The sequence below is a fragment of the Cellulophaga sp. genome, from assembly GCF_039943695.1.
In the GTDB taxonomy this organism is placed as follows: Bacteria; Bacteroidota; Bacteroidia; order Flavobacteriales; family Flavobacteriaceae; genus Cellulophaga.
Genome location: NZ_JBDVAA010000193.1, coordinates 1 through 15,537, shown reverse-complemented (window position 1 = coordinate 15,537; position 15,537 = coordinate 1). Strand labels below are relative to the sequence as shown.

The 15,537-nt window shown below is 33.7% G+C and carries 13 protein-coding genes and 1 pseudogene; 4 read left to right on the top strand and 10 right to left on the bottom strand.

Annotated features, from left to right (window positions below; translation table 11 throughout):
• Positions 1-5: 5 nt before the first annotated feature.
• The gene (locus ABJD66_RS14005) at positions 6-2,189 is read right to left on the bottom strand and encodes an acylase (protein WP_348132725.1); all 2,184 of its coding nucleotides are present in this window, start codon (positions 2,187-2,189) and stop codon (positions 6-8) included.
• Between the two features lie 159 nt (positions 2,190-2,348).
• On the opposite strand from ABJD66_RS14005, the gene ABJD66_RS14000 reads away from it, so the two are divergent.
• Complete coding sequence (locus ABJD66_RS14000) at positions 2,349-4,088, top strand: ABC transporter ATP-binding protein (protein WP_348132722.1); 1,740 nt, start codon at positions 2,349-2,351, stop codon at positions 4,086-4,088.
• Between the two features lie 81 nt (positions 4,089-4,169).
• On the opposite strand, the gene ABJD66_RS13995 is transcribed toward ABJD66_RS14000, so the two are convergent.
• The 7 genes from ABJD66_RS13995 to trmB all read right to left on the bottom strand — a co-directional run bounded on the left by ABJD66_RS13995 (position 4,170) and on the right by trmB (position 8,837).
• Positions 4,170-4,499, bottom strand: a complete 330-nt coding sequence (locus ABJD66_RS13995; RefSeq protein WP_303542940.1) for a 2Fe-2S iron-sulfur cluster-binding protein — start codon at positions 4,497-4,499, stop codon at positions 4,170-4,172.
• Between the two features lies 1 nt (position 4,500).
• Entirely contained in the window at positions 4,501-5,559 is a 1,059-nt protein-coding gene (locus ABJD66_RS13990) for an NAD(P)/FAD-dependent oxidoreductase (protein ID WP_303542938.1), read from the bottom strand.
• Between the two features lie 75 nt (positions 5,560-5,634).
• Positions 5,635-5,874, bottom strand: coding sequence for a NifU family protein (locus tag ABJD66_RS13985; protein ID WP_013620460.1), 240 nt, complete (start codon positions 5,872-5,874; stop codon positions 5,635-5,637).
• A gap of 3 nt (positions 5,875-5,877) precedes the next feature.
• Positions 5,878-7,020 carry an Mrp/NBP35 family ATP-binding protein gene (locus ABJD66_RS13980; RefSeq protein ID WP_100894821.1) on the bottom strand — a complete coding sequence of 381 codons (1,143 nt, stop codon included), beginning with the start codon at positions 7,018-7,020 and terminating at the stop codon, positions 5,878-5,880.
• 171 nt (positions 7,021-7,191) lie between these two features.
• Positions 7,192-7,527, bottom strand: a complete 336-nt coding sequence (locus ABJD66_RS13975) for an MGMT family protein (protein WP_303542936.1) — start codon at positions 7,525-7,527, stop codon at positions 7,192-7,194.
• A 2-nt stretch (positions 7,528-7,529) separates the two neighbouring features.
• A complete protein-coding gene (locus ABJD66_RS13970; RefSeq protein WP_100894819.1) occupies positions 7,530-8,162 on the bottom strand; it encodes a LysE family transporter in 633 nt (210 codons plus the stop codon).
• A gap of 3 nt (positions 8,163-8,165) precedes the next feature.
• Positions 8,166-8,837: a tRNA (guanosine(46)-N7)-methyltransferase TrmB gene (gene trmB / locus ABJD66_RS13965; protein ID WP_100894818.1), complete on the bottom strand. Its 672-nt coding sequence runs from the start codon at positions 8,835-8,837 to the stop codon at positions 8,166-8,168.
• 70 nt (positions 8,838-8,907) lie between these two features.
• On the opposite strand from trmB, the gene ABJD66_RS13960 reads away from it, so the two are divergent.
• Positions 8,908-10,011, top strand: coding sequence for a glycosyltransferase (locus ABJD66_RS13960; protein WP_100894817.1), 1,104 nt, complete (start codon positions 8,908-8,910; stop codon positions 10,009-10,011).
• On the opposite strand, the gene ABJD66_RS13955 is transcribed toward ABJD66_RS13960, so the two are convergent.
• Positions 9,936-10,991 (bottom strand): ATP-binding protein, encoded by a 1,056-nt coding sequence (locus tag ABJD66_RS13955; RefSeq protein ID WP_100894816.1) that lies wholly within the window; start codon positions 10,989-10,991, stop codon positions 9,936-9,938. The genes ABJD66_RS13960 and ABJD66_RS13955 overlap by 76 nt on opposite strands.
• Positions 10,991-11,680: a response regulator transcription factor gene (locus ABJD66_RS13950; protein WP_100894815.1), complete on the bottom strand. Its 690-nt coding sequence runs from the start codon at positions 11,678-11,680 to the stop codon at positions 10,991-10,993. The genes ABJD66_RS13955 and ABJD66_RS13950 overlap by 1 nt, the downstream gene beginning before the upstream one ends.
• Before the next feature lie 179 nt (positions 11,681-11,859).
• Between ABJD66_RS13950 and ABJD66_RS13945 the strand changes: the two genes are divergently transcribed.
• Together ABJD66_RS13945 and ABJD66_RS13940 are read left to right on the top strand one after the other, a co-directional pair.
• Positions 11,860-14,667: a TonB-dependent receptor gene (locus ABJD66_RS13945; RefSeq protein ID WP_100894814.1), complete on the top strand. Its 2,808-nt coding sequence runs from the start codon at positions 11,860-11,862 to the stop codon at positions 14,665-14,667.
• 93 nt (positions 14,668-14,760) lie between these two features.
• A pseudogene (locus tag ABJD66_RS13940) lies at positions 14,761-15,537 on the top strand (hypothetical protein); the annotation flags it as partial.

Genomic DNA, 15,537 nt, shown 5'->3' with positions numbered 1-15,537 from the left:
CTTAATTACTCTACTTCTCCAGGATGGTATGTTTTTTTAGCTTGTTTTAAAACATCGTCTTTGTAAAAAGCTACCGTTTTAAATTTCATATTTATGTATGCATCAGTTTGGTCATTAAAATGTGGTGAAGCAGGGTCTCCACTTTGTCCGCCAGCCAAAATTGTCTTAGCTTTTACTTTTTTTCCAAACTCTACCGCTGCAACAAAACTATTACCACGAGTACCATATATTTTTTTAGTATTATTGGTATAGCTAACACCGTAAGCTGCTAAAGCTCCCCAACGACCCGATGCAAAACCAACTGCAACACTCGGCTCATTATCATTAAAAGCTTGTTTTATATCGCCATTTAAACGTTGGTATCTGTTTACCTCTCCCCACGGAATATTCCAAGTTCCAAAGTCTGACTCTAATTTTTTAATAACTGCTCTAAAAACTGATAAACGCTCAGCCATTGGTGAAGCAGACCCAAAGTAAGTCATTGCCTCCATATCACTCATTTTATGTGGTCGTTTTCCGTTTCTACCATACAGGGTGCCATAATAATGTGCTAATGTCATTGCTACAGATTCTTTTGAGGTTTTATAATCCCAGTTGCGTAGCTCCTCTATTGGCAAACTTAAAAGTTTAGTTCTATCTGTTTTGTCATACGCTTCAATTAAACCCGGAATTAAAGCTTTAAAAGCAGGTAAATAAGGATCGTGTGCTAATTTTATAAGACTATCTAATGTATACTCTTTTCTGTCTTTTAATAAACTTATTGCGTGTACGCCTCTAAAGTTTTCTTGATCTTTAGACATATATTTAGGATAGTTTTCTCTTTTTGGACTATTGTCTAATGCTGCTGTATAAGGTGTAGAATTACAGTTTTGCAACCATCCGTTTTTAGGATTTAAGAGCAAAATATTCTCATCTACGGTATGCAACCCTTTCCAATCTGTTTGCGGATTACTACCATCTACTGGCTTAGTATAATCAAAAACAGTATCGCGCACTGGCACAAAATTACCGTGAAAATAAGCTATGTTGCCTTCTGTATCTGCGTACACTGTATTGTTAGATGAGTTGGTACGTATATCCATCATTTTTCTAAAACCCTTATATCCATTTTGTTTAGTTCTAATGTAAGACTGTTCTAATGCTTTTACAGGTTCCCACATCATAGCAGAGGCTGTCCATTTACCATCTGCTTTATGTGTAATTGGTCCATGATGTGTTCTGTATGTTTTAAATGTTTTTTGTTTGATAGATTCACCAACCTTATACTTTAAAGTAACCGAATCTTGAGCAACATCTCTAAGTTCTTCTCCGTACTGGTATTTTAAATCGCCCTTAAGATTTACAATAGTTTCTTTAAACTCATCCATAACATCCGTGTATGTAGAGGTGTGCATCCAACCTGTTTTTTCATTAAAACCTTGGTAAACAAAAAACTGTCCCCAAGTAACTGCTCCGTAAGCATTTAAACCTTCTTCACTAACCACGTGAACTTCTCCTCTAAAGAAAAATGAGGTATGCGGATTAATTAAAAGCATTGTATTACCAGACTGTGTTAAGTCGCCAGATATTGCTATTCCGTTAGATCCTTGCGGTTCTAACTCTGCTTTTTCTTCTTCAATTTTTAATTCCGTTGCTTCAGGAATTTCCATATCACCCTCATAAAAAGCTTTTATTTTTCGTGTAGAAATTCTTTCTATATCACCACCAATAGAGCCTTCGCTAAAATACATTGGCATCCAAGGCTCAAACTTAGTTAACAACCTAGGTGTAACCTCTGGGTGCGTGTGTAAATAATAATTTATACCATCTGCAAATGCATTACACAACTCCTTTAACCATTCCGGACTCTTATTGTAGTTTGCAATTGCCTCTTCTTCTGTCATAAATAATTTAGCTCGCAGATCACTATACAAAGCTTCTTCACCATCTACCTCTGCCAACCTACCAGTTGCCCAAATATAATTTTGTTCTACACGGTTAAAATCGTCCTCACATTGCGCATACAACAAGCCAAAAACAGCATCTGCATCTGTTTTACCATAAATATGTGGCACACCAAATGTATCTCTAATTATAGTAGTGTTGTCTGCATGTGCTTGCCAACGGTTAAAATTTTCATTTTGTTTGGTTGCTTGTTTACAACCGACTAACAAGCTTAAAAACACAAGGGTAAATACACTAATTTTCATCTGAAAGAGCTATTAAAAATGGTTTGTGTGAAAATACTAGACTTCTGTTTTAAAAACTAATTTTAAAGGTTTTTTTAAGTTGATAACCTTATTAATAAAGCAGATAACTAAAATTAAGATAGATTTAAATTACCTTGCATATAAATTGAAAATAGAACGATGGCAGAGAAAAAAGTAAGCATTTTAACCGCATTTAAAACTATAATTTGGCCTAGACGAAAACTTGTTTTTATTGGTCTTTTATTAATTGTAATAAGTAAAGCAGCAAGTTTTGTTGCGCCAATATCTCTTAAATATTTAATGGATGATATTGTACCAAATAAAGACATTCCTTTTTTAAAGATTTTAGTTGCATTGGTAATTGCTGCTTTTTTGGTACAAGCAATAACATCATTTTTACTTACCAAAGTATTAAGTATACAGGCACAGTATTTAATATCTGAGTTACGAGCTCAAGTACAGAAAAAAGTATTGTCTTTACCTATTAGTTTTTTTGACAATAACAAGTCTGGCGCATTGGTATCTAGAATAATGAGTGATGTAGAAGGCGTACGTAACCTAATTGGCACAGGCTTGGTGCAATTAGTAGGCGGTACAATTACCGCAGTAGTATCTGTTGTTTTATTGGTGCAAATTAGTTTAACAATGACGTTAATGGCATTTGCACCCTTAATTTTATTTGCATTTATTTCTATAAAAGCATTTAAAATTATACGCCCTGTTTTTAGAGAACGAGGAAAAATAAATGCAGAAGTAAAAGGTAGGTTAACAGAAACTTTAAGCGGAGTTAGGGTTATTAAAGGTTTTAATGCCGAAGAACAAGAAAATAAAATTTTTGAAAAAGGCGTTGCCAAATTATACAAAAATGTAAAAAAGAGCTTAACGGCAACTGCTGTAATGACAAGTTCTTCTACTTTTTTACTAGGACTTGCAACCACAGGAATTATGATGGGCTATGGCGGTTATTTATTAATTACGGGCGACTTAACAACGGGTGAGTATTTTCAGTTTACATTTTTACTTGCACTTATGGTTGCTCCTATTGTACAGATGAGTAATGTTGGTAGTCAGCTTACCGAGGCTTTAGCTGGTTTAGACCGTACAGAGGAACTTATGAATATGACTGCAGAAGCAGATGAAAAAGACCGTACAATTGTATTAAATGATATTAAGGGTGATGTTGCGTTTAGCAATGTATCTTTTGCTTATGAAGAAGACAAAGAAGTTATTACCAATGTAAATTTTACTGTAAACTCTGGTAAAGTAGTTGCTTTGGTTGGTAGTTCTGGCTCAGGAAAATCTACTATTGCTGGTTTAGCCGCTAGTTTTTTAAATCCGGATAGCGGCACAATTACTATAGATGGGAACGATTTATCTAAGGTTGATTTAAATAGTTTTAGACAACATTTAGGCGTTGTTTTACAAGACGACTTTTTGTTTGAAGGAACTATACGCAATAACATACTTTTTCCTAGGCCAAATGCCACAGAAGAAGAACTTTTAAACGCAGTTGAAGCTGCCTACGTAAATGAATTTACAGATAGGTTTGATGATGGTTTAGAAACATTAATTGGAGAACGCGGTGTTAAATTATCTGGCGGACAACGCCAACGTATTGCTATTGCTAGAGCTATTTTGGCTAATCCTAAAATATTAATTTTAGACGAGGCCACATCTAATTTAGATACAGAGAGTGAAGCCTTAATACAAAAAAGTTTAGCCACATTAACCCAAGGAAGAACAACATTTGTTATTGCACATAGATTAAGTACCATACGCAAGGCAGACCAGATTTTAGTGATAGAAAATGGTGAAATTGCAGAAAGCGGTACACACGATGAACTTATTGCAAAAGAAGGACGTTACTTTAACTTGTTTACTTACCAAGCAAGGATATAACAAAAAAGACTATTACAAGTAAAAAGCTCAAATTCTTAATTTTAGAATTTGAGCTTTTTTATATTTTTAGTTTAATTGATTTTAACTCTCTGGAGCCAACTCAACTTCTAAACCATCTAAGTCTGGGGTCATATGTATTTGACAACCTAACCTGCTGTTATCTTCTACATTAAAAGCTTCTGCTAACATAGCATCTTCATCATCAGACATTTCTGGTAAATTGTGAGCGGACTTAACATAACACTGACAAGAAGCGCACATTGCCATACCACCGCAAATACCAATTGTACCCTCTGGAGCAAGCTCGTAAGAACGTACAACCTCCATTAAATTCATATTCATATCAGTTGGTGCATCTACCTCGTGTAAAACACCTTCTCTGTCTGTTATTTTAATTTTAATATCACTCATACTATTCTATTGCTTTAACAACTGCTTTAGGTGCTTCTTTTTTAGTACCATCAAAACCAGACACACCACCGACGGTAGTATACTTCATAACATATTTTTTGTCTGGATATATTTTTTGATAAGCACTCTGACACATTAATGTAGCTTCATGAAAGCCACACAATATTAGTTTCAGTTTTCCTGGGTACGTATTTACATCACCAATAGCATAAATACCAGGTATGTTTGTTTGGTAATCTAGCGCATTGTCTACTTTAATAGCATTCTTCTCTATTTCTAATCCCCAATCTGCAATTGGCCCCAATTTTGGAGACAGTCCAAATAATGCTATAAAATTATCTACCTCTAAAACAATATTTTCTTCTTCTCCTGTTTTTTTAATTTCTACAGCAGTAAGTGTATCATCTCCTTTTAAACCAACTATTTCTGCTGGCGTTACAAGATTAATTTTACCCGCATTTTTAAGTTGCTGTACTTTTTCTACCGAGTCTAAAGCTCCTCTAAACTCATTTCTTCTATGCACCAAAGTAACCTCATCAGCTACATCAGCTAAAAAAATACTCCAATCTAAAGCAGAGTCTCCTCCACCAGCTATAACTACTTTTTTATTGCGATAAACTTCTGGGTCTTTTATCATGTAAGCAACACCATTATCCTCAAACTTAGATAAGTTTTCCAAAAGTGGTTTACGAGGCTCAAAACTACCTAAACCACCCGCAATTGCAACTATTGGCGCGTGGTGTTTTGTACCTTTATTTGTGGTTACAATAAAAGAACCATCTTCTTGCTTTTCTATAGTTTCTGCACGTTCTCCCAAAGTAAAACCTGGCTGAAATGCTTTTATTTGCTCCATTAAATTATCTACCAAATCACCAGCTAATACTTCTGGAAAACCAGGAATATCATAAATTGGTTTTTTAGGGTAAATCTCAGAACATTGCCCGCCTGCTTGTGGCAAGGCATCTATTAAATGGCACTTTAATTTTAATAATCCGGCTTCAAAAACAGCAAATAATCCTGTTGGACCAGCACCTATAATTAGTATATCTGTCTTAATCATGTAAAAGTAGTCTTAAAAATAAATGTAAAATTACAGAAGTTGATACGTTTATAATATGACAATTATCAGCACTAATTAACCAACGTTAATTACTTCTTCAATCTGTGGCACATATTTTTTAATGGTCATTTCTACACCACTTTTAAGTGTCATTTGGTTAACACTACAACCAACACATGCACCTTCTAACTTTACTTTTACAGAAGTATCATTATCTATTGAAATTAGAGAAATATCACCACCATCACTCTGTAAAAATGGACGAATTTCTTCTAATGCTTTTTCTACGTTAGTTCTTACCTCTTCTGTTGTCATCTTTTATTGCTTATTAACAGGCGAGCAACCCGCCATAGTTGTTATTTTAATAGCCTCTGTTGGTGGCAAATCTGTATTTCTGCTTACCACTTGTTGCACTACATTTTTTGTAAGCTCGTTAAAAGCAGTTTCTATAGGCGTACTCTCTTGCATTGCTGCAGGTCTACCAACATCACCAGCTTCTCTAATGCTTTGTACCAAAGGAATTTCTCCTAAAAATGGCACTTTTAAGTCTTCAGACAAATGCTTAGCTCCTTCTTTACCAAAAATATAATATTTATTTTCTGGTAATTCTTCTGGTGTAAAATACGCCATATTTTCTATTACTCCTAACACAGGTACGTTAATAGAATCTTGCTGAAACATTGCAACACCTTTACGTGCATCTGCTAAAGCTATTTCTTGCGGTGTACTTACAACAACAGCACCAGTTACTGGCATTGCTTGCATTATACTTAAATGTATATCTCCTGTTCCTGGAGGTAAATCTATAAGCATAAAATCTATTTCTCCCCAATGTGCGTCAAAAATCATTTGGTTTAATGCTTTTGATGCCATTGGTCCTCTCCAAATTACTGCTTGGTTTGGTTGTGTAAAAAAGCCAATAGATAGTAATTTAACTCCGTAACTTTCTACAGGTTTCATTTTAGACTTACCATCTATATTTACTGCTAATGGTTTTTCTTGGGCAACATCAAACATAATTGGCATAGATGGCCCGTAAATGTCTGCATCTAACAAGCCAACTTTAAAGCCCATTTTTGCTAAAGTTACTGCAAGGTTTGCTGTTACTGTAGATTTACCTACTCCTCCTTTACCAGAGGCAACAGCTATAATATTTTTAATTCCAGGAAGTGGTTTCCCTTTAATTTCGTTTGTTTTTGGCTTAGCAGCCTCAGCATCTACCTTTACGTTAATTTTAATTTTAGCTTTTTCATACACTTCTGCATGTATTGCTTTTAAAATCTCAACTTCGGTTTTTTTACGCGCTTGTAAACTAGGATTGTTTATAGTAACATCTACAACAACCTCATCTCCAAAAACCATAACGTTAGTTACAGCTCCGCTTTCAACCATATTTTTACCTTCACCAGGAACTGTTATCTTTTCTAATGCCTTTAAGACATCTTGTTTATTTAGCTTCATGTGTATTACTTTCTTTTTCAGCTTTTTACTTAAACTGATTCTAAATTGCAAAGATAGTGTATCGATATGAGATTAAGAAGCCGCAGAATTGAAATATAACATACTTTTATAAGTTTAGTTGATGCTATATTTTTGACTAACTTTTAACAAATTAGAAATTGATATTATACGCTATTCTAACTCTGTAGACGGATCCCAAAAATAGTCTTCTAGATTTTGTATTTGGCTATCTATAACCAAAACACCTTCATTCTCTAAAAGCTGCTGCATTAAGTTGGTGCCGTCAAAATGATGTTTACCTGTTAGCAAACCCTTACGGTTTACCACTCTGTGCGCTGGTATTTCATCTTTTAAGTGAGATGCATTCATTGCCCAGCCAACCATACGTGCACTACGCGCAGCACCCAAATACTTTGCAATAGCACCATAAGAAGTTACTTTGCCATATGGTATTTGCTTTGCTACAGCATAGACTCTTTCAAAAAAATTTTGATTATCTGCCGCCATATTTAGTGATTGTAGACTCTAACCAACGTTATTACAAATAATAATAACATTAAAGCACTTATAATGTAGTTTGAGTTTTTAGAAAATCCGTTAGATTTTTTCTCTAGCTTATTAAAATATACGGTGTATAAATACAGCACACCAAATGTACCGCAACCTGCAGCAAAAATGAACACTAGAATATCCCAAGACTGAAACTTGATCCAACCTGATGCTTTCCACATTGCATTCATTCCACTGTAATACGGAATAGTTAGCAGGTTAATTGCTGCCAAAAAAACACCTTTAAAAAAACTATTTCGCTTGCTAATTTTTGGCTTAGCCTTCTTTTTTGGCTTAATCCATTCCTTTGCCATTGCAAAAAAATAAATTCCTAGCAAAGCAAATACTCCTAAAGCAATTTTTAAAAGCACTCCCACAAAATCTGGATTATTGTGTAAAAATTTAGAAATCATTACAGCAATGTATGCCTGTAGAATTACAGTTACAGACACTCCAATACTAAAAATAATCCCGTTTAACTTACCCTTTTCTACACTAATTTTTGCAGCATTCATATTTAACAACCCAGGTGGTACTGTTGCCATAAAGGCACCAGAAAATGTTGCAAAAAAGAGTATAAGTAAGTGTGTCATTGGTTAATTGACTCTAAATTTTATATAGGTGATTGGTTTTCCTTTTTCAAGATACTGATTTTCATAGAAAGTCTGAATCTCTAACACCTCTTTTGGGCTTCCTTCGTTCTTATATACATCATGATTGGCATAAATTACCTCTAAACCTTTACCATGTAACAAACCAAGTGTGTAACCGTGCATAAACTCGCTATCGGTTTTTAAATTAACTACACCGTCTGGTTTTAATATTTGCCTATACTTAGCTAAAAAAGCCTCGTTAGTTAATCTGTGCTTAGTACGCTTGTATTTTATTTGAGGATCAGGAAAAGTAATCCAAATTTCAGAAACTTCGCCTTCTGCAAAAAGTTGATCTATCAACTCTATCTGAGTTCTAATAAAACCAACATTATTCATACTTTCTTCGGTTGCGGTTTTAGCACCTCTCCAAAAACGAGCTCCTTTAATATCTACACCAATAAAATTTTTGTCAGGACTTTGTTTTGCTAAACCAACAGTGTACTCTCCTTTACCACAACCCAATTCTAATATAATTGGATTATCGTTTTTAAAAAAAGTATTCCACTTGCCTTTTAATGCAAAAGTCTGGTCTACAATTTCTTCTCTGGTTGGCTGAATTACGTTATCAAACGTTTCGTTCTCTTTAAACCTCTTTAGCTTGTTTTTACTTCCCACAACATAAATTTAATGATTTGGCAAAGCTAAGGAAATCTATTTATGTTTTTATAGTAGTTTCTTTATAGGTATGAATAAAAGCAAACGTATACTAGTTGCCCCATTAAACTGGGGTTTAGGGCACGCCACAAGGTGCATTCCTATAATAAATGCTTTGTTAGACCAAGGATTTACTCCTGTTATTGCGTCAGATGGTGACGCACTTAACCTTTTAAAGAAGGAGTTTCCCGGTTTAGAATTTCACGAATTGCCATCGTACAAAATAAAATATGCTAAAAACGGTAAAAATTTTAAAATAAAACTACTTTGGGATTCTCCTAAAATGCTAAAAGCAATACAGAAAGAAAAAAAACAAACCAAAAAACTGGTTAAGGAATTTAACATTGATGGTATTATCTCTGATAATCGTTTAGGAGTATGTTACAAAAAAGTACCTAGTGTTTTTATTACACACCAACTAAATGTGCTAACTGGCAATACCACTTGGATGACCACCAAACTACACCAAAATATTATTAAAAAGTTTGACGAGTGCTGGGTTCCTGACACAAAAAAACAACCCAACCTATCGGGCAAATTAGGACATTTAAAAAACTCTAAGCTTAAAATTAAATACTTAGGACCGCTGAGTAGATTTACAAAAACAGATGTTCCTAAAAAGTACGATTTAATGGTGCTTTTATCTGGGCCAGAACCGCAACGCTCTATGCTTGAAGAAAAGATATTTGATGAGCTTATTGGCTACCCTAATGATGTGCTTTTTGTAAAAGGCATTATAGAGGAAGAACAAAAAATATCATCTTTAAGAGGTAATACTATTATTTATAATTTTATGAGCTCTAAAGCTTTAGAACGCGCTGTAAATGAGAGCAAAATGGTACTTTGCAGATCTGGCTACACCACTGTAATGGATTTAGCAAAGCTAGAAAAGAAAGCCTTTTTTATACCAACTCCTGGACAGTTTGAGCAAGAATACTTAGCCAAGCGTTTAGACAAAAAAGGAATTGCACCAACTTGCCAACAAGATGATTTTACGCTAGAATTATTAAAAAAAGTAAAGGATTACAAAGGGTTAACTAAGTTTAAAAACAACTTAGATTATGCTGTTTTGTTCTCTATTTTTTCTAAAGTAAAAGAAAACTCAGACCCAACATCTACAACACTTTCTACATAAATTTTCTCGTTATGCGCCTCAATAATATGTTTTACTATAGACAAACCTAAACCAGAACCACCAACTTCTCTGTTTCTACTTTTTTCTACACGGTAAAAACGCTCAAAAAGTCTAGATAGGTGTTCTTTAGATATACCCTCACCGTTATCTGTAACGCGCACAATTACTTTACTTTTTATAAGGTTCTCTACACTAACCTCTGTAGTACCATTAGTATGACCATATTTTATAGAGTTTACCAGTAAGTTAGACACCACTTGTTGCATACGCTCCTTGTCTGCCCTAACCATTATAGGCTCCTTATATTCCATATCAAAAGTTAATGTAATTTGTTTTTTTGCTGCACGCATTTCAAGCAAATCAAACACATTTTGTATTAACTCTACAATATCAAAATCTTCAAACTCCATTGTTAAACCACCAGCTTCTAACTTGGTAATCATATCTAAATCTTTAACAATGTATATTAAACGCTCTACACCTTTATTGGCACGCTCTAAGTATTTTTCGCGCACTTTTTTATCGTCCATAGCACCATCTAACAAGGTTAAAATATAGCCTTGTACAGTAAATAATGGCGTTTTTAACTCATGAGATACGTTACCTAAAAAATCTTTTCGGTATTCTTCTCTAATTTTAAGTGTGTCAATTTCTATCTTTTTTCCTTTGGCAAATTTTTCAATTTCCTCGGTCAAAGTTTTAATATCTGTAGTAATAGGAGCAGATGAAAACGAAGTAGATTCTAATAATGAAACATCATCATATATTTTTTTAATTCTTCGGTATATAAAACGCTCTACCCTATGTTGTATAATTAAGAAAGATATACAAAAACTAGCAAGCGCAAAACACAACAAAAACAGCCACTCTACAGCAGCTGCATAATACATATACAATCCTAACAACAGTGTTAGTGTTATTACAATAAAAAATGATGAACGGAATGCGAATTTATATGACTTTTTTAGTCTTTTTGCCATTATAAAACAAACTTATAACCAACACCTTTTACAGTTTTAAAATGGTCGTCTCCTATTTTTTCTCTTAATTTTCTAATGTGCACATCAATGGTTCTACCACCAACAACAACCTCGTTACCCCAAACCTTGTCTAAAATAACTTCTCTTTTGTAAACTTTGTTAGGCTTAGAAGTTAGTAAAGCTAAAAGTTCAAATTCTTTTCTTGGCAATACTATTTCTTCACCATCATTAATAACCTTGTACTCTTCTCTATTAATTACAATGTTACCAACTTTAACTATATCTTCTTGCTCTGCAGCATTATCTTCTTTTAGTCTTCTTAACAAGGCTTTTACTTTGCTAACCAATACTTTTGGTTTAATAGGCTTTGTAATGTAATCATCTGCACCAGCATCAAAACCAGCAACCTGAGAATAATCTTCTCCCCTAGCTGTTAAAAAGGTAATAATAGTGTTTTGCAAACCAGGAGTGCTACGTATAATTTCACACGCTTCAATACCATCCATTTCTGGCATCATTACATCTAAAATAATTAAATGAGGATGTTTTTTCTTAGCTTTTGCAACGGCTTCAACCCCATTCTTTGCTGTAAAAACCTCGTATCCTTCTGATGAAAGGTTGTAACTAACAATTTCTAAAATGTCTGGTTCGTCGTCTACTAAAAGTATCTTAATATCCTTCTTTTTCATTTTTATATTTTATTGATTGGTTCGCCAAAAGTAAAGATAATACTTATACTTCAAAGCCGCTTAACATTCATTTAATATCGTAACATTTAAATAACAATTAGGTTTTAAATTGTTAACACGTAGATAACATCGCGTTCACAGGTTGACACGTTCTTTGCGCCAACTATTAAACGAAATTAATGAGACTTTTATTATTGACATTTTGCCTACTAACGTGCTTAGTATCAAAGGCACAAGAAACAGGAAGCATTGTTGGGAAACTAACAGACAAAGAAATGAATAATGACCCGTTACCATTTGCTAACGTACTAATTAAAGGAACAACTAAAGGGACTACAACAGATTTTGATGGTTTATATGAAATTGCAAATCTAGAGCCAGGAACATACACTGTACAGTTTAGTTATGTGGGTTATGAAACTGTAGAAATACCTAATGTAGCAATTGTTGCTGGTAAGGTTACCACAATAAATGTACCAATGGCAGCTAACGAAGGTATGATGCTAGATGAAATTGTTATTACAACAGTAACAAGAAAAGATTCTGAAACAGCTTTATTATTAGACCAAAAGAAAGCTGTAGAGATGAAAACAGCTATTGGCGCACAAGAACTAGCAAAAAAAGGCGTCAGTGATGTTGCTACTGCCGTGACTAAAGTAACCGGAATATCTAAACAAGAAGGTTCTGGTAGCATATTTGTGCGTGGCTTAGGAGATCGTTACAACGCAACAACTATGAACGGTTTACCTTTGCCATCTAACAATCCTTCTAGAAAAAATATTGACTTAAATATTTTTTCTACTGACATTGTTGAGTTTATTGGAATAGATAAAACGTATAGTGTTAAAAACTATGGAGATTTTGCTGGTGCCAACATAGATATTTCTTCTAAAGAGTACAAGGGCTCTGGCTACTTGAATTTAAGTGTTGGAGTTGGAGCAAATTCTGAAGCCATTTCAGAAAAAGATTTTTATTTAAATGATGGTCCTAACGCATCTGGATTTTACAATAAAGAGTATCCCGATTTTCCATTAAATAATTACAACTTTACCACTAGTTGGGATCGTGAAAAAGGGCCTACTCCAATTAATTCTAGTCTATCATTAAAGGCTGGAGATACTTATAACATTGGAGAAGATGGAAAATTGAGCATTTTTGCTGTTGCCTCTTATGACAATGAGTATAAATTTAAAGAAGGAGTAGCTAGAGGTAGTACATCACCTTTAGGGCTTACCGCTAAAGATTATGACTTTAGTAGTTACGAATACAATACAAACACTACATTATTAGGAAATATTGGATTCAGAAAAGGTATTTCTTCATTTAAGTATAATTCTTTATATGTAAATACATCAAACCAAAAACATCAAGAGTATGATGGAGTTATAGATGTTTTTGATTATGCTCCAAACGGTGGTGGTTTTATACAAAGAGGTACTTTTGAAAGAACATCTCTTTTTGTAAATCAATTATTAGGTGATCATAAATTAACTGACAAATTAGAAGTTAACTGGGCAGCATCATACAACAAAGTAAAAAATAATATCCCTAATAGATTACAATCTACATTATCTCCAGACAATTGGGATGTTCCGGAAGGCCCTAAATCTTTTCAGCAAGTTTTAAGTACTACTGACAATCATAGATTTTATCAAGAATTAAATGAAGATGAATTAGCAGCTAATTTAGCTACATCATTTAAATTTAAAAAAAATGAAGATGATTTATATGATGGTAAATTAACATTAGGATATAGCGGAAGATTCAAAGAAGTAGACTTTAAAGCAACACAATTCAACTTTGACATTATTACATCTCAAAGACAACCTATAATCAATAGTGTATATGATTTAGATTCATATTTTAATCAAGCTAATTTTGACGCAGGATTATTTGCTATTAACACATTTAGAGGCAACCTAAACCAATCAAATGCATTAGACCCTCAAACTTATGGAGGAGACCAAAATATCCACGCAGCTTTCTTTACTCTAGAATATGCTTTTTCTTCTAAATGGAAAATGCTAGCTGGTGTGCGCGCAGAGCAAATTAATCAAACTGTTAACTGGAGTACTTCTTTAGACCCTAACGGAGATGAAGTTGAATTTGAAACAACAGAAATTCTACCATCTTTAAGTTTAAAATACGAACTAAACGAAAAACATAATTTAAAATTTGCAGCTAGTAAAACGTATACTTTACCACAATTTAAAGAAAGAGCTCCTTTTTTATATGAAGACGTAACACAAACATCTTTTGGTAATCCTGTTTTATATGCTTCTACAGATTATAATTTTGATTTAAAATGGGATATGTTCCCTAAAAACTCTGAAATAATTTCTGTTGGTGTTTTTGGAAAATATATAGAAAATCCTATTAACGAAATTACCGTTAACTCTGCATCTAACGATATTAGTTATGTAAACTCTGGTGATTATGCCACTGCACTAGGAGTGGAACTGGAAGTTAGAAAAGATTTATTCTCTTCTACAGAAGAAACAAAAACAAATATTCTAGAAACATCTTTGTCTCTTGGATTTAATGCATCCTATATGACAACAAACCAAGAATTAAATGAAGAAAAGGTATTAACAGAAACTACAGAAGCTGGTTTTCCTTTAAGTGTAGATTTCACAAAAGAAGAAGAAGAACTAACTGGTGCCTCTGATCTATTACTTAATGGTGATATCTCTTTTTCAAAAGAATATAAAAACAACAAAAGCATTCAGGCTACAGTTGCTTACAACTATTTTTCAGACAGACTATTTTCACTAGGCACACAAGGCCAAGGAAATCTAGTTGACAAAGCAATCGGTTCTTTAGATTTAATTGTAAAAACACAATTATCTAAAAATGTGCAATTAGGTTTATCTGCTAAAAATTTATTAAACCCTTCTGTAGAAAGGTTTCAGGATACTCAAGACGTTACTGTACTTTCTTATAAAAAAGGATCCAATGTAAAATTATCCTTTTCATACAACTTTTAATTAATAATATAATTACACTTATATAAAACTGAGTTAACAACTGGTTAACAGCCAAAGCCTTAATTCGCATTAAATTATTAAACAAACGGAAAAATGAAAAAAACTTTCTTAAAATTTATGATGGCAGCCTCAGTTCTTGGAACTGTAATGACATCTTGTAATAGTGATGATGACGCAAATACTAACACTTGTTCAGACGGAATAAAAAACGGAGATGAAACAGGAGTTGACTGTGGAGGTTCTTCTTGTCAGCCTTGTGCTCTAGCAGAATTAGAAGGGGAATTATCTAATGAATTAACTTTAGATGCTTCTATAGCATACGAATTAAAAGGTAAATTTGAAGTATTAGACGGTGGTAAATTAACAATACCTGCTGGTACTGTAATTAAAGCTACTGGTGGTACTGCTTCTTACATTGCAGTTGCACAAGGTGGTCAGATATTTGTTAATGGTACTGCTAGTAACCCAGTAGTTATGACTTCTGGTGAAACTGCACCTGAAGCAGGTAACTGGGGTGGTTTAGTTGTATGTGGTAACGCACCAACAAACAAAGGTGCTTCTGTTACTTCTGAAGTTGCTGGTCTTACTTATGGTGGTACTGCTACTGATGATAACTCTGGTAGTATTAGATACCTACGTTTAGAATATACTGGAGCCGAATTCTCTGCTGACAAACAATTTAATGGCTTATCTTTATTTGGTGTTGGTTCTGGAACAACTGTAGAATACGTACAATCTTATAATGGTAAAGATGATGGTATTGAGTTCTTCGGTGGTACTGTTAACGGTAAATATTTAGTTTCTACTAATGCTGGTGATGATGGTATTGACTTTGCTGATGGATGGAATGGTAACGGTGAATTCTGGTAT

Excerpts from the sequence above, each read along its gene's own strand:
- ABJD66_RS14005 (WP_348132725.1), bottom strand. The coding sequence starts at position 2,189 with ATGAAAATTAGTGTATTTACCCTTGTGTTTTTAAGCTTGTTAGTCGGT.
- ABJD66_RS14000 (WP_348132722.1), top strand. The coding sequence starts at position 2,349 with ATGGCAGAGAAAAAAGTAAGCATTTTAACCGCATTTAAAACTATAATT.
- ABJD66_RS13995 (WP_303542940.1), bottom strand. The coding sequence starts at position 4,499 with ATGAGTGATATTAAAATTAAAATAACAGACAGAGAAGGTGTTTTACAC.
- ABJD66_RS13990 (WP_303542938.1), bottom strand. The coding sequence starts at position 5,559 with ATGATTAAGACAGATATACTAATTATAGGTGCTGGTCCAACAGGATTA.
- ABJD66_RS13985 (WP_013620460.1), bottom strand. The coding sequence starts at position 5,874 with ATGACAACAGAAGAGGTAAGAACTAACGTAGAAAAAGCATTAGAAGAA.
- ABJD66_RS13980 (WP_100894821.1), bottom strand. The coding sequence starts at position 7,020 with ATGAAGCTAAATAAACAAGATGTCTTAAAGGCATTAGAAAAGATAACA.
- ABJD66_RS13975 (WP_303542936.1), bottom strand. The coding sequence starts at position 7,527 with ATGGCGGCAGATAATCAAAATTTTTTTGAAAGAGTCTATGCTGTAGCA.
- ABJD66_RS13970 (WP_100894819.1), bottom strand. The coding sequence starts at position 8,162 with ATGACACACTTACTTATACTCTTTTTTGCAACATTTTCTGGTGCCTTT.
- ABJD66_RS13960 (WP_100894817.1), top strand. The coding sequence starts at position 8,908 with ATGAATAAAAGCAAACGTATACTAGTTGCCCCATTAAACTGGGGTTTA.
- ABJD66_RS13955 (WP_100894816.1), bottom strand. The coding sequence starts at position 10,991 with ATGGCAAAAAGACTAAAAAAGTCATATAAATTCGCATTCCGTTCATCA.
- ABJD66_RS13950 (WP_100894815.1), bottom strand. The coding sequence starts at position 11,680 with ATGAAAAAGAAGGATATTAAGATACTTTTAGTAGACGACGAACCAGAC.
- ABJD66_RS13945 (WP_100894814.1), top strand. The coding sequence starts at position 11,860 with ATGAGACTTTTATTATTGACATTTTGCCTACTAACGTGCTTAGTATCA.